Genomic DNA, 19,736 nt, shown 5'->3' with positions numbered 1-19,736 from the left:
GTGGTGGCCGCTCGACGACGGAGGAGTGTCATGGCTGTGCGTTTCAACCCGCCCCCGGGGTGGCAGGTGCCCCCGGGATTCCGGCCCGGGGCCGGGTGGGTCCCCGACCCCGCGTGGCCGCCCGCACCCCAGGGCTGGGACTACTGGGTGGACGACGCCGCGCCCGCCCGGCCGTCGTCGCGCCCCGAGTCGCCGGCGGAGGCGACCACCGTGATGGCGCCCGTCCCCGCGGTCGCGCCCGCGGCGGCCGCGGCGCCCACCCTCACCGCGATGCCGCCGATGCCGCCGATGCCTCCCGCGCCGCCGGCACCGCCCGCCCCGACCGTCACCACGACGTACGGCGCGCCCGTCGCGACCGTCGTCGCACCGCCGCCCCCGCCGCCCGGCGTCCCGGCGAGCGGGCGCCTCGCGGGCGGCGGCGACGAGCACGGCGCGGTGTCGACGGTCTCGGCGGCGCTGCGCACCGTCGGCGACAAGTTCCGCGCCGGCGGCGAGCGCCGGGCCGCGCGCCGGGCGTCCCAGGAGGCCGCCGCGGCGGCCGAGCCCCCGCGCACGCGTCCCCCGTCGCGCGGCGGGCGGGGCGGGCGCCCGTCGAACCTGCTCGTCGCGGGCGTGGCCGTCGCCTGCCTCGCGATGGGCTGCATCCTCGGTGTCACCGTGTCGATGATGCGCAGCTCCGACGCCGCGCAGGCCCTCGTCGACGCCGACCGCACCATGGCCGCGGCCGAGCAGGTCAAGGCCGACGCCCAGCAGGCGCAGGAGGACCTGGACGAGCAGAAGGCCGACGTCCAGAAGCGCGAGGACGCCCTCAAGGACCGGGAAAAGGCGGCCGAGGCGCAGGAGGCCGAGCTCGCCAACCAGAAGAAGGCGTTCCAGGACCAGCAGACCCAGACCCAGCAGCAGCAACAACAGCAGGCGCAGCAGCCGCCGCAGGACGCCGCCTGGTTCTACTGGGACTGCAACGCCGCCCGCGACGCCGGCGCCGCGCCGATCCAGAACGGCCAGCCCGCTTACCGCGCCGCGCTCGACGCCAACGGCAACGGCATCGCCTGCGAGGACGGGGAGTAGGCGACCGGACGAACTTCCCCGGGCTGCTCCGGGCTACTCCGGGCTACTTCCCGGCGACCTCGAACGGGGCGGTCGTGCCGTCGGTGAACGTGACCTCCGCGGTGTCGCGCAGCGACGCCTCGCCGGGCGCCCAGACGGCCCACCACCCGTCGTGGACGGTGGCCTGGACGCGCTCGCCGGAGGTGAGGGTGAGGTCGACGGCAACGACCTCGGACCCGGCCCGCCCGTAGGCGGAGGTGAGCGCACCGTCGCCGGTCGCGCCCGCGGACCAGGACGCGGTGCCGGACTGAAGCGTGGTGACGTCGCGCGGGCCCGGGTCGACGGGACCGGCGGGTAGCACCGTGTCCCCGGACACGACGTCGCTCGCGCCGGACGCCTGCCTCGTGACCAGGCACTCCCCGACGGCGCCGTCCCCCGAGAGCAGCACGTACGTGTACTCCCCGCGCTCCTCCGCGAGCACGGGGCTGATGGGCACGTCCTCCACCTTCGGCCCGTCGGGGCCGTCGGTGATCGTGTGGGCGCTCGTGTCGCACGGCGCCGCGCGATCGATCGTCTCGGCGTCGGAGAGCACGGTGGGCACGGCGGTCCAGCCCGCGAAGGCGGGCGGCGCGCCCGGCGACGTCACCGTCACGACGACGGCCACCGCCACGACCGCCGCGGCCGCGGCGCCCGCCAGGACGGCGGTGCGCGTGCGGCGCCGGATCGGGGTGGCCCGCCGGGAGGTGTCGAGGATGGCAGCCAGGGCGTCGTCGTCGGCACGGCCGGGCGACCGGAGGTCGCGGGCCGGGTCGAGCTCGGCGAGCTCGAGCATCATCGGGGACTTCATCACGCCTCCTGGAGCTTCTGGAGCACCGAGGCCGTCTCGGACGGCAGACCGGAGTAGGCCAGCAGCCGCTTGCGGGCCCGTGTCAGGCGGACGGAGAAGGTGGAGGGGCGGACCCCGAGGACGCGCGCGCCCTCCACGGCGGTGAGCCCGTCCCAGGCGACCAGCGCGATCACCTCGCGGTCGGCGTCGGAGAGCATCTCCCACGCGCGACGCAGGTCGGCCCGGTCGGCCGCCAGGTCGTCGGGGCCCTCCTTGCTCGGCTCGGGCTCCCGCTCGAGCCGGACGCCCAGCGCCCGCCAGCGCCCGTGGGTGCGCAGGTGGGTGGCGAGCACGTTCCGCGCGACGCCGAGCAGCCACGGCTTCGGGTTGTCCGGGACGTCGTCCAGCCGGCGCCATGCGACCAGGAACGTCTCGGAGACGACGTCGTCCACGAGGGCGGGCTGGACCCGGCGCGCCACGAACCTCGTGACCGCCTCGTGCTGGTCCACCCACATCTGCGTCAGCAGCGCGCGGGCGTCGACGTCGTCCACCATGAAAGCCTTCCGTCCTCACACAGGAGTTGCCGGCAACCCCCCGAGTGCTACACGGTAGTCATCGCAAGGGTCCGACGACGAGGTCGGCGCCTCGCGCCGGAGCCCACCCGAGGAGTGACATGAGCCGAGGCAGGAACGTCCGCACGAACGTCGCCGCAGGTCTGGGCGCCACCGCGCTCGCGCTGGGGCTCGTTCTCGGCGCCGCGACCGGCTCGCAGGCCGTGACCGCCGACGCGTCGACCAGCGAGAACGTGACCGGCGAGAACGTGAGCGGCGTGCCCGCGCCCGGCAGCCCCGCGAGCGAGTGGAAGGCCTGGTCCGCGCGGGAGCGCGCGGACGCCGAGGCCACCGACTGGAAGGCCGACGCCGCGGCGCGCGGCTGCGTGCTGAAGGACGTGACGATCTCCGAGGAGGTCGACGCCGCGTACAACCGCGCGATGGGCGCCCCCGCGGACCTCGTCACCCACCGCGTGGACCTGCTGGAGAACTGCGGCGACGCCCCGGCGGCCACCAAGGCGGCCGGCGCGGCGGGCGCCACGACGCTCAGCCTGCCCTCCGGGAACCAGTGCGCGACGACGTCCGGCCCGGGCACCATGTGCCTCACGACGAGCAGCGGTCGCGTCTACGCGTCGTGGCAGTACCGCGGGTCGGGCTCGGTGAGCGGCTTCATGCGGGTCTACCGGGTCTCGTCGGGAGCCGACGGCTGCCCCACCGGCACCACCTGGCTCACCGGGGGCAGCAGCACCTGGGACAGCGGCGACACCCGCACCATCTCCAAGACGCGCACGACGGCCGGCGGCTACTCCGCGCACATCTGGAAGAAGGTCACCCTCGGCCACACCGACTGGGGCGGCGCCTGCGCGACCCTCTGATCGCCGTCATCGCCGGTTGAGCCTGTCGAAACCCACGGAGCCGGGTGTCGACAGGCTCAACCCGCAAGGCTCGTCAGAGCACGTGCGCCAGGAAGTCCCGCAGCCGGGGCTCGGAGGGGTTGTCGAGCACGTCGGCGGGACGGCCCTCTTCGACGATCGCGCCGTCGTCCATGAAGACGACGTGGTCGGCGACCTCGCGGGCGAACCCGATCTCGTGCGTCACGACGATCATCGTCATGCCGGAGCGCGCCAGGTCCTGCATGACGGCGAGCACCTCGCCCACGAGCTCGGGGTCGAGCGCGGAGGTGGGCTCGTCGAAGAGCATGAGCTCGGGGTCCATCGCGAGCGCCCGCGCGATCGCGACGCGCTGCTGCTGCCCGCCGGAGAGCTGCGCGGGGTAGTACTGCACCCGCTCGCCGAGCCCGACCCGGTCGAGCAGCTCCAGGGCGCGCTCCCGGGCCGCGGCCCGGGACAGCCCGCGCACGTGCACGGGCGCCTCCATGACGTTCTCCAGCGCCGTCTTGTGCGGGAACAGGTGGAAGCGCTGGAAGACCATGCCGATGCGGGAGCGCTGCTTGGCGATCACCTTGGGGTGCAGGCGGCGCAGCACGCCCTTCTCGTCGCGGCGGTAGCCCATGAGGTCGCCGTCCACGTGGATGGACCCGGCGGTGATCTCCTCGAGCTCGTTGACGCAGCGCAGCAGCGTGGACTTGCCGGAGCCCGACGGCCCCAGCACCACGGTGACGGAGCCGCGCGCGACGTCGAGGTCGACGCCCTTGAGCACGTGCACGGCGTCGTGGCCGCGGCCGAACACCTTGTGCACGTCGCGCACCTGGACCATCGCGCCCGCGGCGGGCGTGGTCTCGACCGGCTCGGCCGGCTCGACCGGCGAAGGGCCGTTCATGGGGTCACCTCCAGGAAGGGGTCGTCCTTGGTGGTCCCCGACGCGCCGATCAGGTCCTGCTTGCGGGGCTTGCGCCCCCGGCCGCCGCGCGGGCCGCGTCCGCCGCCGGTGCGGCCGCCGTCGAACCCGCGGCCGTAGTACCGCTCCAGGTAGTGCTGGCCGACCATGAGGACCGACGTGATGAGCAGGTACCAGAGCGCGGCCACGATGAGCAGCGGGATCGGCTGGAAGATCCGGTTGCCGATCGCGTTGGTGGCGTACGTGAGCTCGAGCGTGAACGGCACCGCGAGGACCAGCGAGGTCGTCTTGAGCATGGAGATGGTCTCGTTGCCGGTGGGCGGCACGATGACGCGCATCGCCTGCGGCAGCACGATGCGGCGCAGGATCTTGCCGTCCTTCATGCCGAGGGCCTTGGCGGCCTCCGTCTGGCCCGGGTCCACCGACGACAGGCCGGCGCGCACGATCTCGGCGAGGTACGCGGACTCGTTGAGCGCGAGGCCGAGCAGCGCCGCCCAGAACGCCGTGATGACGTCCTGGGTGGTGAACGTGAAGAACTCCGGGCCGAACGGGACGCCGAGGCTCAGGCGGGGGTACAGCACCGACAGCAGGCCCCAGAACACGAGCTGCGTGTAGATCGGGGTGCCGCGGAAGAACCAGATCCAGAACCACGACACCGCGCGCATCACGGGGTTGTCGCTGCGCCGCATCACCGCCAGCAGCACCGCCAGCACGATGGCGAGCGCCATCGAGCCGAAGGTGAGGACGAGCGTCCAGCCGACGCCCCGCACGACGACGACGTCGCGCAGGTACAGCCAGACGGTGTCCCACCGGAAGTTCGGGTTGGTGACGAGCGCGTTGACGGCCATCGCCACGAGGACGAGGACGATCGCGGCCGACACCCACCGCCCCGGCCGGGGCACCGGCCGGGCGTGCAGGGGCTCCGGCAGCTGGCCGGACGGTCGATCAACCATGTGGTCAGCCTGCCGGGTTCAGCTCTGCGGTGTCGAGCACGGCCGCGCCGGAGCCCCAGGTGTCCGCGACCTGGGCGAGCACGCCGTCGTCCATGAGCTTCTGCAGGCCGGCCTGCACGGCGTCCGCGAGCTCGGTGTCGTCCTTCGCGACGACGACGCCGTAGGGCGCGGCGTCGGTGATGTCGCCGAGCTCCTCGACCGTGCCGCCCGTCTGCTCGACGGCATAGGCGATGATCGGCGAGTCGGCGTACATCGCCTGCAGCTTGCCGCCCGCGAGGTTGGTCGTGACGTCGGACTGGGAGTCGTAGGGCAGCACGTCGACGGCGTCCTTGCCCCCGTCGGTGCAGGCCTTGCTGATCGTCGCGAGCTCGTCCTGCTGGATGGTGCCCGTCTGCACGCCCACGGTCACGCCGCACAGGTCGTCGGGCGAGACGCCGTCCGGGTTGCCCTTCGCCACCGCGAACTGCGAGCCCGCCGAGAAGTAGCTGACCATGTTGACCGTCTTCAGCCGCTCGGGCGTGACGGAGAACGCGGACATGCCCGCCTCGTACTTGCTGCCGATCGCCGGGATGATCGAGTCGAAGCCCGCGTTCTGCACGTCGAGCTCCAGCCCCATCGTCTTCGCGAGGGCGGTGGCGATGTCGATGTCGAGGCCCACCGGGGTGGTCCCGTCCGCGTCGACGAACTCCACCGGCGCGTACTCGAGGTTGGAGCCGATCGTCAGCGTGCCGTCCTCGGCCACGGCGGCGGGGACCTTCGCGGCGACCGCGTCGTCCTTCTGGACGGCGTCGAGGTCGACGGCGGCCGGCGAGGACTCGCCGGCGGACGCGGCCGGCGACGAGCCGAGGTCCTGCGAGGCCGTGGTGCAGCCGGTGAGGGCGAGGGCGGCGACGGCCGAGGTGACGACGGTCGCCACGAGGGCGGGGCGGGTACGCATGGTGGGCTCCGAGGATCGTGCGAGGGGTCGATGCATGAGTATGCAGCCCGAGGAATTAATCTCCAAACCGCCTGGTGACCGGTACGGTCGTCCGAGTGTCCCCCGCATCGCTCGCGCTCGTGCTCACGGCGGCCGTCCTGCACGCGGTGTGGAACGTCGCCGCCAAGCGGGTGGACGGCGACTCGCGCGTGTTCGTCTGGCTCTACGGCACGGCGTCGGCGGTGCTGTGGCTCCCCGTCGGCCTGGTGGTCCTCGCGCGCGACGGCTGGCCGGACCTGGGCACCCTGGTCGGCGCCGCGGCCGTCTCCGGCGTCCTGCACAACCTGTACGGCGTCGCCCTCAACACCGGGTACGCCCGCGCCGACCTCGGGATCGTCTACCCCACGGCGCGGGGCGCCGGCCCGCTGCTCACCATGGCCGTCGCGCTCCTCGCGCTCGGCGAGCACGCCGACCCGGTCCACGTGGTCGGCGGCCTCGTCGTCGTCGCGGGCGTGGCGGTGGTGGCGAGCTCGGGCGCCACCGGCGTCGACGCGTCCCGCGGCCTCGTCGGCGTCCGCTGGGGGCTCGCCACCGGCGCGGCCATCGCCGCCTACACGCTGTGGGACGGCCACGCCGTCACGACGCTCGGCCTCGACCCTGTCGCCTATTTCGCGTTCAACGCGGTGTGGCAGTCGCTCACGCTGGCGCCGATCCTGCGGGACCGCGGACGACGCACGGAGGCGGCCCGCATGACCCGGCGGCACCTGAAGGAGATCGCGCTCGTCGCCGTCCTCTCGCCGCTGGGCTACATCCTCGTGCTCGTCGCGATGCAGACCTCCCCGGTCGCGCTGGTCGCGCCGGCCCGCGAGTCGAGCATCGTCATCGGCACCCTCCTCGCGTGGTGGCTCTTCAAGGAGCCGCGGCCGGCGGTGAAGATCCTCGGGTCGCTGATCGTCATGGGCGGGATCGCCCTCCTGGCCGTCCCGGCCTGACGCCGCTGAACCGTCCGACGTGCCGGTCCGGACCTGCGTCCCTATGCTCCGAGAATGATCAAGTTCCTGCTCCGGACGGCGATCTTCCTGCTGGCGGCGGCGGTGGGTGTGCTCCTCACCGCCTGGATCTTCGCGGCGTTCGACCTGGAGACGTTCTCCATCAACTGGTCCGAGCCGCTCGGCTTCATCCTCGCCATCGTCATCTTCGCGCTGGCGCAGGCGATCCTGTCCCCGTTCTTCGCCAAGATCGCGCGGAACAACGCGCCGATGCTCACCGGTGCCGTCGGCCTCGTGTCGACGTTCGTCGCGCTGATCGTCGCGGTGCTCTTCACCGACGGGCTCGACGTCGGCGGCTGGGCCGGGTGGGTCATCGGCCCCGTCGTCGTGTGGCTGCTGGGCATGATCGCGGCGTTCCTCCTGCCGTTCTGGCTGCTCAAGGAGGGCGTCGAGAAGGTCAGGGAGAACAACGCGGACGACTGAACCGCCGAGATAGAGAAGCTGGATCCGCGAGATAGAGAGGGGACGGCCCGACCTGATTCGGGCCGTCCCCTCTCTATCTCGCGGATCCAGCTTCTCTATCTCGGCGCGCGGATCAGGTGTCGCGCTCGGTGATGGCGTCGTCCTCGCGGTGGTCGTCCTCGGCGCCCGGCGGGAAGTCCGCCCGCTCCGAGCGGGCGCGCAGGGCGACGATGCTGACGACCAGGCCGCCCCAGACGATCAGGAGGGACAGGACCATGAGGGCGACCGCGGAGCCGGTCATCGCGAGGCCTCCTTCGTCGCGGCGGCCACCGGCGGGTACGGGGGCCACGGGGTGAACGTGTCCGGGCTGCGCGTCCAGCGCGTCGCCGTCAGGACGACGGCGCCGACGACGAGGACGACGATCGTGCCCCAGCCGGCGTACAGCAGGTAGGTCTCGTCGTACGCCTCGTACGGCGTCTGGATCAGGTCGACGATCCGCGAGACCAGCATGTAGGCGAGGACGGCCGGCACGATCGCGCCGACGCAGACGTACCACCAGCGGCCCACCTGGAACGTGGAGACCGCGTTCAGGTGGTACCTCAGCTCGGGGCTGGCGCGCAGCAGCCAGACCAGGAAGACGCACATGAGCACCGCGGACGCGACGATGCCGATCTGGTTCGACCAGTTGTCGATCGTGTCGAGGGCGATGAGGCCCGTCGTCGTCGAGAAGCCGACCACCGACAGCACCGCCGCGACGATGCCGATCCACAGCACGGCCTGGCGGCGGGTCAGGCCGAACTTCTCCTGGAACGACGCGGAGACCACCTGCAGGATGGAGATCAGCGACGTGAACCCGGCCATCGCCAGCGACCCGAAGAACAGCGCGCCGAACAGCGGGCCCGCCGGCATCTGCGACACCACGGCGGGGAAGGTCACGAAGGACAGGATCGGGCCCGTGATCCCCTCGAGGTCCGCCACCGCGACGCCCTGCTCGTTCGCGAGGAAGCCGAGGGCGGCGAACACGCCGATGCCCGCGAGCATCTCGAAGCCCGAGTTGGAGAACGCCACCACGAGGCCCGGCGACGTGAGGTTGGCGCGGCGCTTCCGGTACGACGAGTAGGTGATCATGATGCCGAACGCCACGGAGAGCGAGAAGAAGATCTGCCCGTAGGCGGCGATCCACACGTTCAGGTCGCTCAGCGCGCCCCAGTCGGGGGTGAAGAGGGCGTTGAGGCCGTCGACCGCGCCGTCCAGGAAGACGGACCGCACGACGAGCACCGCGAACGCGACCACCAGCAGCGGCAGGAAGATCACGTTGGCCCTCTCGATGCCCTTGGCCACGCCGCCCGCGAGGACGGCGATGGCCGCGACCCACACGAGGACCAGCGGGATCAGCACGGCCGGCACGAAGTCGAGGCTGAACCAGGGCCCGCCGTTCGCGGTGTCGGACAGGTGCAGGTAGTCGCCGGTGAAGAACGCCGCCGTGTCGTCGCCCCACCGCAGGTCGAACGAGTAGACGAAGAAGCTCAGCGCCCACCCGATGATCGCGGCGTAGTAGATCGCGATGACGAAGCAGATCATCACCTGGAACCAGCCCAGGCCTTCGAGCCACCGCTTCACGCGGCGGAACGCGGTGGGCGGCCCGCCGCGGAAGCGGTGGCCCAGCGCGTAGTCGAGGAAGAGGATCGGGATGCCCGCGGTCAGCAGCGCGATCACGTAGGGCACCAGGAAGGCGCCACCGCCGTTCTCGTACGCGACGCCGGGGAAACGCCAGATGTTGCCGAGCCCCACCGCGGAGCCGATCGCGGACAGGATGAACCCCAGCTGCCCGCTGAACTGTTCCCTCGGGGGATGGGTGTCTGTGGATGTTGCGCTCACAGGCGTCGAACCTCCATGGTCAGCCGCGCCGCGTCAAACCTGTCTCAGCGATGCTGCCTCAGGACGGTCCGGCGCGCAGGACGAGGCGTGTCACCCGTCAGCCGGCGAGCAGCCGGCCCACCAGGCCGCCGTGCAGCCGCCCGTCGGGGTCGAAGCGCCCGGCGAGCGCCCGGAAGTCGTCGAACCGCGGGAACAGCGCCGCGGTGTCCCGCGGGTCGAGCGTGCTGACCTTGCCCCAGTGCGGGCGCGCCCCGAGCGGTACCAGCGCCTCCTCGACGGCGGGCAGCACGGCCCGGACGTCCGCCTCGCGCGGCAGCCACGTGAAGTGGAACCCCACCGAGGGCTCGTCGAACGGGCTGAGCCACAGGTCGTCGGCGGCGACGGTGCGGATCTCGCTCGTCTGCAGCAGCGGCGCGACCTTCGGCCCGAGCGCGCGCATCGCCTCGATCGCGACGGCCACGTTCCGGCGCGGCAGCAGGTACTCGGACTGCACCTCGTCGCCGGCCGACGGCGTGAACTCGAGCCGGAAGTGGCTCAGCCGTTCGTGCCACGGCCCCGGCACGCCCAGCTGCTCGGTGCACGCCGACGGGTCGACGCCCGGCAGCGGGTGCACCGCGGCGTCCGACCAGCGCAGGAAGTCGGGCGCCAGGCCGCGCACGGCGGGCCGGTCCGGACGGGACAGGGACTTGAACCACACGTGCCGCACCGCCGGCTCGTCCCAGCTCGTGAAGGCGCTGACCGAGTAGGCGGCGGACGTGATGGCGTCGAAGCTCGCCAGGTAGGTGTCCCACGGCACGTCGGCCGCCACGTCCTGGCGCACCTCGTACGCCGGGACGGTGCGCAGCTCGACGCGCGTCACGACGCCCAGCGCGCCCAGGGACACCACGGTGCCCGGGAAGACGTCCGGGTCGTCCGCGCGCGTGATGCGGCGCAGCTCGCCGCCGGGCGTCATGATCTCCAGGCCCTCGACGGCGCTCGCGAGGCTCTGGTTCGTGTCGCCCGAGCCGTGCGTGGCGGTCGCGACCGCGCCGGCCACGGAGATGTGCGGCAGGGAGGCCAGGTTGCCCAGCGCCCGGCCGGTCGCGTGCAGCGCGCGCGACACCTCGCCGTAGCGCAGGCCCGCGTTCACCGACACCACCTCGCCCTCGGCACCGCCGGCGTCCGGCGTCACCGGCTCCACGGCGGGGCGGCCGTCGTCGAGCGCGTCCACCTGCACGTGGACGCCGTCGGTGTCCGCGACGTCGTTGAAGGAGTGGCGCGACCCGAGCGCGCGCACCTGCCCGCCGCTCGTGAGGACGTCCGCGAGCTCCTCGAGCGACGCGGGGCGCACGACGGAGCGTGCGGAGTACGTGAAGTTCCCGGCCCAGTTGCGATGCACGGGTCCACCCTGCCACCCCTCGGGCGTCGCCCGTCGACAGGCCCGTCGGTCGAGAGGCCCGTCGGTCGAGCTTGTCGAGACCAGGGGTCGACAGGCTCACCAGCGGGCCGGGTTTCGACAGGCTCAACCAGCGGTGGGGTTTCGACAGGCTCACCAGCGGGCCGGGTTTCGACAGGCTCAACCAGCGGACCGGGTGTCGACAGGCTCAGCCGGCGAGGTACGTGCCGAGGTCGGCGACGGCGGCGTCCAGCGCTGCCTGCTCGCGCGGCGACGGGTCGCGCAGCCACTGCACGTCGACGCCCTGCCCGGTGCCCGAGGGCCAGCGCCAGCGGCCCACGACGACGCCGTCCACCGCCACCGAGTGCACGTACGCCCCGGCACGGTCCTGCGGCGGCAGGGTCGGGTCCAGCACCACGGGGCGGGTCTCGCGGTAGGACATGAGCAGCTCGTCGTAGGCCTGCAGCAGGTCCACGACGGGTGGGTCGCCGTCCTCGCCGGGGCCGCCGTCGAGCCAACGCTCGGCGGTGGCGGCGGTGGCCACCAGCGTCAGCCCCTCGAGGTCGCCGCCGCCCGGCACCTGGACGACGTCGCCGGCGTCGGTCAGCGCGGCGAGCGCGGGCCTGAGGTCGCCGGCCGTGAGCCCGCTCCACTGGCGCAGGTCGTTCGTCGTCGCGAAGGCGCGACCCGGGAGGTAGCGGCGCCACAGCTCCACGACGGCGGCCCCGGGGTCGAACCGCTCACCCAGCGGGCCGTACCCGGCGGGGACGCGCTCGTCGAACGCCGCGTACGACTGGTGCTGCAGCTCCTTGCCCGCAGGCGGCGGCCCGCTGATCACGAGGCGCTGCAGCTCCGCGTGCATGAGCATCTGCGTGAACGCGAGCCCGGGCGCGTCGGGGTCGAGTACTCCACGGGCGACCAGATCGGCCTTGATCTGCGCGCGGGTGCGCGGCCCGTCCGCGACGGCGGCCGCGACCGCGTCCGTCCCGGGCCCCAGGTCGCCGAGCGCCCACGAGCGCTCCGTGGACGCCATCTGCCGCGCGATGCGCGGCGCCGTGAGCTCGAGCAGCCAGCGCGCGTCGCGCGGCCGCACGAGGTGCCACGTCGGGCGCAGCACGTGGGTGCGCAGCACCTCCCCCGCGGCGAGGGCGGCGTTCGCGGCCGCCCGGCCCGGGCGGGCGGGCGGCGCCACGCGCCGGGACGCGCCCCACAGGGCGGGCTGCAGCTCCTGGCCCTGCACGGCGAGCAGGTCGCCGACGACGGCGGGCAGGTCGGGCAGGCGCGGGTCGCGCAGTCCCGTGGCGGCGAGGCGCGCGGCCCGGACGACGCGGGAGCCCGGCGTCACCCGGTCAGCCGACCCGCGTGGCCGGCTCGGCCTCCGCCAGGGGGATGCGCCCGCCCATGCCGACCATGTCGAGCACCTCGGCGACCGCCTCGGACGGTTGGTACAGGCTCACGGGCGTGCCCGTCTCCTGGCCCAGCATGTACACCTGAAGGATGAACGCGACCCCGGAGGAGTCGATGAACGTGACGTCCCGGGTGTCCAGGACGATGGGGTGCGAGGCGCCCCGGGCCGCGAGCGCCGCCATCGCGTCGCTCGCCGCCTCGCGCAGCGCCGCGTCGACCTCGCCCCACAGGGTGAGGACGGTCGCCTCGTCGGTGGTCCGGGACGCGATCCCGGAGCTCGGGCCGGGGTCGCTGCTGCTGTCGATGTCCATGAGGTCGTGATGCTCCCGTGCGTGGGTGCGGGCTGGGGACGCCGTCTGCGTCCTCTTCTCTCCGTACAGCGGACGGCCCGCGTCGAGTGTTCCCCCGTCAGGCGGATTCGTCCAGCATCCGACCATACTGGCGGGTCGTGCCCGGCCGGGCCGCCGGCGGGCGGGTGGAGCCCGCCGGTCCAGGGTCGTCCAGGTCGGTCACGTCCGCGACCCGGGCGTCGAGGGCGCGCACGAGGTCCGCGCCGTCCACCGTCGCGGACACGCCGTGCCCGCCGCCCCCGACGGACACCGCGCCCGCCTCGGGGACCCGCGCGTCCGCCACCACCGGCCAGGCGGTGAGCGACCCGAACGGGGTGATCGTGCCGCGCTCGTACCCGGTGACGTCGCGCGCCACCTCGCGGTCCGGCATCGACAGCCGGGACACGCCCAGCTCCGCGCGCAGCCGCGGCCACGCGATCGTGCGGTCGCCCGGCACGAGGACGAACAGGTAGTCGTCGTCGGCCCGGCGCACCACGAGGGTCTTGATCACCTGCGACGGCGTGACGCCGCGGGCGGCGGCCGCTTCCGCGAGCGAACCCACCGGGCCGTGCCGGACGATCTCGAACGCGATGCCCGAGGACTCCAGCGCCTCGCGCGTGCGCCTCTCGCCCGGGGTCTCGGCGGGAGGGGGGTCGGTCGTCACCCCGCGTCCTCGGGGTCGGTGGCCTTCTCGTCGGCCTTCTTCCCGTCGCCGGAGCCGTCGCCGGTGCCGTCGCCGGTGCCGGGACCGGTCGAGACGAAGATCGTCACGGTGGACCCCGCGGCCAGGCTCGTCCCGGCGCCGGGGTCCGTCGCCAGGACGACGCCCGCCGGCACCTCGTCGCTGGTCTCCTCGGACACCGTCCAGTCGAGCCCGCTGTCCGCCAGGATCTGCTGGGCGGCCTCGAGGTCGTCGCCGACGTCCGGCACCTCGACCTGCTCCGGGCCGCTCGAGACGACGAGGGTGACGGCCGAGCCGGCCTCCACGCTCGTCCCGGCGCCGGGGTCCGTCGCCAGGACGACGCCCGCCGGCACCTCGCTGCTGGCCTGCTCGACCACCTCCGGGTCGAGCCCGGCGTCCTTCACGACCTGCTGCGCGGCGCCCTCGTCCGTGCCGACGACGTCCGGCACCTCGACCTCGACCTGCTCCGGCGGGCCGCTCGAGACGACGAGGGCGACCGTCGACCCCTGGGCCACCTTCGTGCCCGCGCCCGTGGTGCGCAGGACCTGGTCCTTGGGCTTGGTGCTGTCCTGCACCGTCGTCGACACCTTGAGGCCGAGACCCTGGAGCTTCTTCGTCGCCGAGGCAAGGTCCCGGCCGGTGACGTCCGGCACGGTGACCTTCGCCTTCGCGGGCGTCTCCGGCTCGGGGCGGTCGGGCTTGTCTGGCGTGCCGCCGCCCGTGCCGGGATTCGTGCCCTGGTCCTTGCCCGTGCCCTTGCCGTCGTCGCCCTTGTCCTTGCCCGCCTTGCCCGACGTCGACGTCTCGCCCGACGTCGACGTCTTGCCGTCCTTCGCCGTGCCGCTCTTGCCGGCGCTCTTGCCGTCGCCCTTGCCGGTGCGCTCCGCCACCGCGGCAGGCCCGGCGCCGCCGCCGCTCGCACCGCCGGAGGCGGCGACGTCCGTCGCCTTCCAGGCGCGGTCCGGGATGGGGCCCGCGGCGAAGAACTCGAAGTGCCACGGCTCCGGCTTCGCGCCGGTCAGCCGCGCCCAGGACGGGTTGTCCCACCCGTAGTCCGGCGCGTGCACGCGCATCCACACGTACTCGGCGGACGTGCCGCCGGAGATCGGGGTCGACAGGTCGACGGCCAGGCCCCACCCGTGGTTCGAGGTCCCCGGCGTCGCCGCGAGGTAGCCCTTCGTGGCCTTGAGCCGCACCTGCACGTCGAGCGGGCGGTAGGAGTCGGTCATCGGGATCGGGACCCCGAACTCCTTCTCGTACTCCGCGCTGAGGGCCGTGAGCTGCTCGGCCGCGTCGCAGCGCAGCATGTGGCCCGGGGCGAACTCGAGCGGGCACAGCGCCGACGCCGGGATGCGGCCGTTGGCATAGCCCGCCGTGCTCCTGCCGTAGCGGTCGACCACCTCGAGCAGGCTCGCGGTCAGCGTGGCGCGCGCGGCGACCGTCCCGGCCGTCCCGGCCGTCCCGGCCGGCAGGATGCCCGCCTCGAGGGTGGTGGTCGCCGGGTCGAGCAGGGTGGCCAGGCGCGTCGCGGCGACCACGACGTCGTCGAACGTCACCGGCTCGGCGTCGTGCCCGTCGTCGTGCCCGTCCTCGTGCCCGTCCTCGGGCTCTGCGCCGTCCTCCGGCTCCGGGGAGTCCGCCAGGCCCGCGGACACCACGCCGTCGTCCGTCGCCTCCGCCCCGGGGTCGGTCGCAGGGTCGGTCACGACCCGGTGCGCGACGGGCTGGACGTCCGCCTCGTCGACGGGCTCGGTCTCGTCGGCGGGCGCCGGGGCGACCGGGGCGGGCGCCTCGTAGCCGGCGGCGGCGAACGGCCGGTCGGCCGACGCGGCGGCCTCCTGCGCGAGATAGGTGCTCAGCAGCATGCCGAGCTCGGCGGCGGCCTGGTCCACCTCGGGCGTCACCGTCCGCCCGGCGTCCTTCGCGGCGAGCTCCGCGCGCTCGAGGACGCCGAGCACCTCGCGGACGGTCGTCGGGCCGCCCGAGGTCGACGTGCCCACGACACCCACGGTGACGCCCTCGCCGGCGGGGCTGCCGGCACCCACCACGGGGGTGTCCTGGTCGGCGGCGGAGTCGAACCCGGCGGCGTTCCACGGGAGGCCGGCGACGGGTGCCAGGAGGAAACCTCCGGCGAGGACGCACGACGCGGTCGCGGTCGCGAGCACCCGCAGTGCCCGTGCACCGCGCCGGGACGTCCGCTCCGCGGCGTCCCCGGGCGCACCCGGGTCGCTGTCCTTCGGAGACCTCACGACGACGAACCTCCCCCATCGGCACTGCTCAGGCGCTCGGATCCTGCCACACCCAGGGTTCGTCGTGTGACACGGGCGACAGGACCGTTCCTTCAGGGTGCGCCACGCGCCGTGCTCCTGCCACCCCTGTGGCCAAGAGTTCACACGGCGCTCATCCGCACCACATCACGGGAGCCCTCCGGCGAGGTCGTGAAACGGGCCGCCCGCCGGGGCGCCGTCCGGGGCAGACTGAACGGCATGACCACGGTCGACCTCAACAGCGACCTCGGCGAGGGCTTCGGGCGCTGGACCCTGGGCGACGACGAGGCGATGCTCGACGTCGTGTCGTCGGCCAACGTGGCGTGCGGCTTCCACGCCGGCGACCCCGCGTCGATCCGGCGCACGGTGCGCCTCGCCGCCGCGCGCGGCGTGGCCGTCGGGGCGCACGTCGGGTACCGCGACCTGGCGGGGTTCGGCCGCCGGAACATCGACGTGCCGTCCGTCGAGCTCCAGGCGGACGTGGTCTACCAGGTCGGCGCGCTGCAGGCGCTGGCCGCCGCCGAGGGCGCGCGCGTCACGTACGTGAAGCCCCACGGCGCGCTCTACAACACCGCGGCGGTGGACGAGCGCGTGGCCGCCGACGTCGCGGCCGCGGTCGCCGCCGTCGACCCGTCGCTCGTGCTGCTCGGCCTGCCCGGCACCCGGTCCCTCGCGGCGGCCGAGGCCGCGGGCCTGCCCACCGCCGCCGAGGCGTTCGCCGACCGCGCCTACACGGCCGCCGGCACGCTCGTCCCCCGCCGCGAGCCGGGCGCCGTCCTGCACGACCCCGAGGTCGTCGCCCGCCGCATGGTGCGGCTCGTCACCGAGGGCGTCGTCGAGGCCGTGGACGGCACGGACGTGGCGGTGCGCGCCGACTCCGTGTGCGTGCACGGCGACTCCCCCGGCGCCGTCGCGATGGCCCGCCGGGTGCGCGCGGCCCTCGACGCCGCGGGGGTCGCGCTCGCGGCGTTCGCGCCCGCGCCGGCGGCCCCGGGGCGCTGACTGTGCGCGTCCGCCCCGCCCGCGACGACGCCCTGCTCGTCGAGGTGGACGACCTCGCGCAGGCCCTGGCGCTGCACGCCGCCCTGCGCGACGACCCGCCGGCCGGCGTCGGGCAGACCGTGCCGGGCGCCCGCACGCTGCTCGTCCCGTTCGACCCGTGGCGGCGGTCCGCGAACCGGCTCGCTGCCGAGCTGGTCGAGCGCGCGGCGGCCGGCGGCGGCCGTCCGCGGCCGGACGGCGGGCGGCTCGTGGAGATCCCCACCGTGTATGACGGCGAGGACCTCACGGACGTCGCGCGCCTGCTCGGGTGCAGCCCGGAGGAGGTGGTGCGGCGGCACACGGGCGCGGCGTGGGTGGTGGGGTTCGTCGGCTTCGCGCCGGGGTTCGCGTACCTGACCGGGGACGACGCGACGCTCGTCGTGCCGCGGCGGGAGACGCCCCGCACGCGCGTGCCCGCCGGCTCGGTGGCGCTCGCGGGGCCGTACTCCGGCGTGTACCCGCGCGCCAGCCCGGGCGGGTGGCAGCTCGTCGGGCGCACCGACGTCGTCACGTGGGACCCCGACCGCGACCCGCCCGCCCCGTGGGCGCCGGGCGACCGCGTGCGGTTCAGCGCCGTGCGGGAGTCGGTGCGCGGGTCCGAGCCGGAGCCCGGGCGGCGGCGCGCGGCCGATCACCGCGGCCGCCCCGGGCCGGCGCTCGAGGTCGTGGCGCCCGGGCTGCAGGCGCTGGTGCAGGACCTCGGCCGCGGGGGGCTCGCGCACCTCGGCGTCTCGGCCTCGGGGGCCGCCGACCCGCGCAGCCTGCGCACCGCGAACCGGGCGGTGGGCAACCCGCCCGGGGCCGCCGCCGTCGAGGCCGCGGGCGGCGGGCTGCGGGTGCGCGCCCGCGGGGACGTCGTCGTGGCGCTGGCCGGCGCGGACGCGCACGCCGTCGTGCGGCGGGACGACGACCCCGACGCCGAGCGCCGCGCCCCGTTCGCCCACCCGTTCCGGCTGCGCGACGGCGAGGAGCTCGAGCTGGCCGCGCCCGTGCGCGGCCGGCGGACCTATCTGGCCGTGCGCGGCGGCGTCGACGTGCCGAGCGTCCTCGGCTCGCGCTCGACCGACGCCCTCGCCCACCTCGGCCCGCCGCCCCTCGCGCCGGGGACCGCCCTCCCCGTCACGCCTTCCAGCACGGGATCCCTCGCGGGAACCCCTCCGACGGCGCGAGGGATCGCGTGCTCGAAGGCTGGGGCCGTGGCGGTGGACGACGTCGGGGCGCCGGACCCCGCCGCGCTCCCCGCGCCCGGCGAGCTCACGACGCTCCCTGTCGTGCTCGGCCCGCACGACGACTGGTTCACCCCCGCCGCGGTCGCCGTCCTGCACGACCAGGCGTGGCGGGTGACCGACAGGTCCGACCGCGTGGGCCTGCGGCTCGACGGCGACCGCCCGCTGGACCGCACGCCGTCGGCCCGTGGGCGCGAGCTGCCCAGCGAGGGCTGCGTGACGGGCGCGCTGCAGGTGCCGCCCGACGGGCTGCCGGTGCTGTTCGGCGTCGACCACCCGCTCACGGGCGGGTATCCGGTGATCGGCGCGGTGGCGTCGTCGCACGCGTGGCTGCTCGGGCAGCTGCCGCCGGGTGCGCTGGTACGGTTCGCGCCGTCGAGGCCCGCCGGGTGAGCCCGCGCGCCCCGGCCCGTCAGAGGCGCAGCAGGTCGCGGGCGAGCGACTCGCGCAGCCCCGCGGGCGGGTCCACGTAGCCCTCGTCGCGCAGAGCGTCCGGGAACCCTCCGGCGGCGAAGGCGGTGTTGAGGTCGTCCACGAACCACAGCTCCGGGCCCACCCGCCCGTCGACGGCCTCGCCCGGGAGCAGGATCCCGTAGGGGGCGTCGCCGCTGATGTTGGCCTTGTGCAGGGCGTCGGGGGCGAAGTCGAGCTGGAAGCCCTCGACCGGCTCCGGGTCGTCGCGCCAGCGCCGCCACTCGGTGGCGTAGTACTCCCGTGCCCTGCCGCCGTGGGCGGAGTGCTCGAACTCGACGACCAGCGGGTCGGCCAGCACGCTCTCCGGCCAGCGGGGGAGGTTGCCGACGAGCCACACGTCGCCCACGAACCGGATCCAGGCCGCGACCGTCATCGGGAAGGGCGCCAGCTCGGCCTCCGCCCAGTCGGCGAGGTCGTCGGCGTCGGGGCCGGGCGGGAGGTACGCCGGCCGCGGCGTGGCCTCGTCGTCGTTGTGGGCGGCGGCGAAGCCCTCGGCCTCGAGCCGCTCGACGACGAGCTCGATGTTCCGGCGCGCCCGGAGGGCCATCTCGCGGGCGACGGCGAGCGCGTCCTCGCGGTGCGGCGGGTCGAAGACCCGCAGCCCCAGCGCGCGCAGGTCGCGCCATACCTCGTCCTGCTCGCCGGCCCGGTATCGCGTCACATGGCTCACCACGGCGCCATCCTGGCAGAGCGGACGAACTGGGCGACAGCCTGGCGTTGCCCGCGGGGTCAGCCGCGCTCGGCCACGAGCGCCGCGATGCCGGCGACCACCCGCTCGACGCCGAACCGCAGCGCGTCGTCGCGGCCGGACGGGTCCGCGAACGCCGCCGTGGTCAGCGGGAACTCGTCGGCGCGCTCCGCCAGGACCGGCGCGAGGCGCGCTGCCAGATCTCGTTCCGGCGAGGCGCCGCGGGGCTGCTGGCGCACGGTCGACATCACGTGCCCCACGAGCAGGACGAGCGCGTCGAGCTTCTCCGCGCTGGTGAGCGGGAGGTCCGCGACGGCGGCCAGGCCGGCCTCGTACCAGGCGAGCTCCCCGGGCCCGGGGACGTGCGGGCGCTGGACGAGCTCGACGCACCACGGGTGGTCGAGGGCGCGCGCGTGGACGCGGTCGGCCCACCGGGTCAGCGCGGCCCGCCAGTCCGAGCGGGCGCCGGACGGCGGCTCCCCGAGCGCCAGGTCGAGCATGAGGGCGTCGAGCTCGACGCGGCCGGGCACGTAGCGGTAGAGCGCCATCTTGGTGGTGCCGAGGCGCGCGGCGACGCTCTGCATCGTGACGGCGTCGAGGCCCTGCGTGTCGGCGATCGCCACCCCGGCCGCGGCGACCCCCTCGATGCTGAAGCGGGGCTTCGGCCCGCGTCGTGCCGACGCCGCGCGACGCCACAGCAGCGCGACGACGTCGTCGGTGGCGGGCCTCGCCGTGGTGTCGGGCTCCGGTGCGCTCATCGGTCCTGCCTCGATCGGGAATTTATTGCGTCCATCGTACGCGGTACTTTACTGTGTCCGGGAGACACAA

20 protein-coding genes are annotated in these 19,736 nt (G+C 74.6%); 6 read left to right on the top strand and 14 right to left on the bottom strand.

The features are described 5' to 3' along the window. Window positions 1-30: 30 nt before the first annotated feature. A complete protein-coding gene (locus tag ACQFYA_RS01400; RefSeq protein WP_499120813.1) occupies window positions 31-1,068 on the top strand; it encodes an excalibur calcium-binding domain-containing protein in 1,038 nt (345 codons plus the stop codon). A 43-nt stretch (window positions 1,069-1,111) separates the two neighbouring features. On the opposite strand, the gene ACQFYA_RS01395 is transcribed toward ACQFYA_RS01400, so the two are convergent. Together ACQFYA_RS01395 and ACQFYA_RS01390 are read right to left on the bottom strand one after the other, a co-directional pair. Next, window positions 1,112-1,894, bottom strand: a complete 783-nt coding sequence (locus tag ACQFYA_RS01395; RefSeq protein ID WP_499120810.1) for a hypothetical protein — start codon at window positions 1,892-1,894, stop codon at window positions 1,112-1,114. Further along, a complete protein-coding gene (locus tag ACQFYA_RS01390) occupies window positions 1,894-2,427 on the bottom strand; it encodes an RNA polymerase sigma factor (RefSeq protein WP_499120808.1) in 534 nt (177 codons plus the stop codon). The genes ACQFYA_RS01395 and ACQFYA_RS01390 overlap by 1 nt, the downstream gene beginning before the upstream one ends. 119 nt (window positions 2,428-2,546) lie before the next feature. On the opposite strand from ACQFYA_RS01390, the gene ACQFYA_RS01385 reads away from it, so the two are divergent. Next, on the top strand, window positions 2,547-3,299 hold the full coding sequence (locus ACQFYA_RS01385; protein ID WP_499120805.1) for a hypothetical protein: 753 nt from the start codon (window positions 2,547-2,549) through the stop codon (window positions 3,297-3,299). A gap of 73 nt (window positions 3,300-3,372) precedes the next feature. Here ACQFYA_RS01385 and ACQFYA_RS01380 read toward each other — a convergent pair whose 3' ends face one another. From ACQFYA_RS01380 to ACQFYA_RS01370, 3 genes are read right to left on the bottom strand one after another with little or no spacing between them, the layout of a single operon-like run. Next, on the bottom strand, window positions 3,373-4,140 hold the full coding sequence (locus ACQFYA_RS01380; RefSeq protein WP_499127397.1) for an amino acid ABC transporter ATP-binding protein: 768 nt from the start codon (window positions 4,138-4,140) through the stop codon (window positions 3,373-3,375). A gap of 59 nt (window positions 4,141-4,199) precedes the next feature. Further along, on the bottom strand, window positions 4,200-5,174 hold the full coding sequence (locus ACQFYA_RS01375; RefSeq protein ID WP_499120803.1) for an amino acid ABC transporter permease: 975 nt from the start codon (window positions 5,172-5,174) through the stop codon (window positions 4,200-4,202). 4 nt (window positions 5,175-5,178) lie between these two features. Continuing rightward, window positions 5,179-6,111 carry an ABC transporter substrate-binding protein gene (locus tag ACQFYA_RS01370; protein ID WP_499120800.1) on the bottom strand — a complete coding sequence of 311 codons (933 nt, stop codon included), beginning with the start codon at window positions 6,109-6,111 and terminating at the stop codon, window positions 5,179-5,181. Between the two features lie 95 nt (window positions 6,112-6,206). Between ACQFYA_RS01370 and ACQFYA_RS01365 the strand changes: the two genes are divergently transcribed. Next, on the top strand, window positions 6,207-7,082 hold the full coding sequence (locus ACQFYA_RS01365) for an EamA family transporter (protein ID WP_499120799.1): 876 nt from the start codon (window positions 6,207-6,209) through the stop codon (window positions 7,080-7,082). A gap of 54 nt (window positions 7,083-7,136) precedes the next feature. Further along, complete coding sequence (locus tag ACQFYA_RS01360) at window positions 7,137-7,562, top strand: hypothetical protein (RefSeq protein ID WP_499120797.1); 426 nt, start codon at window positions 7,137-7,139, stop codon at window positions 7,560-7,562. 112 nt (window positions 7,563-7,674) lie between these two features. On the opposite strand, the gene ACQFYA_RS01355 is transcribed toward ACQFYA_RS01360, so the two are convergent. From ACQFYA_RS01355 to ACQFYA_RS01325, 7 genes are all read right to left on the bottom strand, one after another. Continuing rightward, complete coding sequence (locus ACQFYA_RS01355) at window positions 7,675-7,842, bottom strand: methionine/alanine import family NSS transporter small subunit (RefSeq protein ID WP_499120794.1); 168 nt, start codon at window positions 7,840-7,842, stop codon at window positions 7,675-7,677. Then, window positions 7,839-9,419, bottom strand: a complete 1,581-nt coding sequence (locus tag ACQFYA_RS01350; RefSeq protein ID WP_499120792.1) for a sodium-dependent transporter — start codon at window positions 9,417-9,419, stop codon at window positions 7,839-7,841. The genes ACQFYA_RS01355 and ACQFYA_RS01350 overlap by 4 nt, the downstream gene beginning before the upstream one ends. A gap of 97 nt (window positions 9,420-9,516) precedes the next feature. Continuing rightward, window positions 9,517-10,797 (bottom strand): FAD-binding protein, encoded by a 1,281-nt coding sequence (locus ACQFYA_RS01345; RefSeq protein ID WP_499120791.1) that lies wholly within the window; start codon window positions 10,795-10,797, stop codon window positions 9,517-9,519. A gap of 205 nt (window positions 10,798-11,002) precedes the next feature. Next, window positions 11,003-12,139, bottom strand: a complete 1,137-nt coding sequence (locus ACQFYA_RS01340; RefSeq protein ID WP_499120788.1) for a winged helix DNA-binding domain-containing protein — start codon at window positions 12,137-12,139, stop codon at window positions 11,003-11,005. Between the two features lie 4 nt (window positions 12,140-12,143). Then, on the bottom strand, window positions 12,144-12,512 hold the full coding sequence (locus ACQFYA_RS01335) for an STAS domain-containing protein (RefSeq protein ID WP_499120786.1): 369 nt from the start codon (window positions 12,510-12,512) through the stop codon (window positions 12,144-12,146). Window positions 12,513-12,609: 97 nt separating this feature from the next. Then, on the bottom strand, window positions 12,610-13,194 hold the full coding sequence (locus tag ACQFYA_RS01330; RefSeq protein WP_499120784.1) for an aminoacyl-tRNA deacylase: 585 nt from the start codon (window positions 13,192-13,194) through the stop codon (window positions 12,610-12,612). Then, the gene (locus ACQFYA_RS01325) at window positions 13,191-15,461 is read right to left on the bottom strand and encodes a M15 family metallopeptidase (RefSeq protein WP_499120783.1); all 2,271 of its coding nucleotides are present in this window, start codon (window positions 15,459-15,461) and stop codon (window positions 13,191-13,193) included. Before ACQFYA_RS01325 ends, ACQFYA_RS01330 begins: the two co-directional genes overlap by 4 nt. A 237-nt stretch (window positions 15,462-15,698) precedes the next feature. Between ACQFYA_RS01325 and ACQFYA_RS01320 the strand changes: the two genes are divergently transcribed. After that, the gene (locus tag ACQFYA_RS01320; protein WP_499120781.1) at window positions 15,699-16,481 is read left to right on the top strand and encodes a LamB/YcsF family protein; all 783 of its coding nucleotides are present in this window, start codon (window positions 15,699-15,701) and stop codon (window positions 16,479-16,481) included. 2 nt (window positions 16,482-16,483) lie between these two features. Further along, window positions 16,484-18,139: a 5-oxoprolinase subunit B/C family protein gene (locus ACQFYA_RS01315; RefSeq protein WP_499120779.1), complete on the top strand. Its 1,656-nt coding sequence runs from the start codon at window positions 16,484-16,486 to the stop codon at window positions 18,137-18,139. Between the two features lie 19 nt (window positions 18,140-18,158). Here the strand turns inward: ACQFYA_RS01315 and ACQFYA_RS01310 are convergent, their stop codons facing one another. Both ACQFYA_RS01310 and ACQFYA_RS01305 read right to left on the bottom strand, forming a co-directional pair. Beyond that, window positions 18,159-18,890, bottom strand: coding sequence for a hypothetical protein (locus ACQFYA_RS01310; protein ID WP_499120777.1), 732 nt, complete (start codon window positions 18,888-18,890; stop codon window positions 18,159-18,161). 59 nt (window positions 18,891-18,949) lie between these two features. Beyond that, entirely contained in the window at window positions 18,950-19,666 is a 717-nt protein-coding gene (locus ACQFYA_RS01305; RefSeq protein WP_499120775.1) for a TetR/AcrR family transcriptional regulator C-terminal domain-containing protein, read from the bottom strand. Between the last annotated feature and the right edge of the window lie 70 nt (window positions 19,667-19,736).

Source organism: Promicromonospora sp. Marseille-Q5078, assembly GCF_050315395.1.
In the GTDB taxonomy this organism is placed as follows: Bacteria; Actinomycetota; Actinomycetes; order Actinomycetales; family Cellulomonadaceae; genus Isoptericola.
This window is presented reverse-complemented; position numbering and strand designations above follow the sequence as displayed.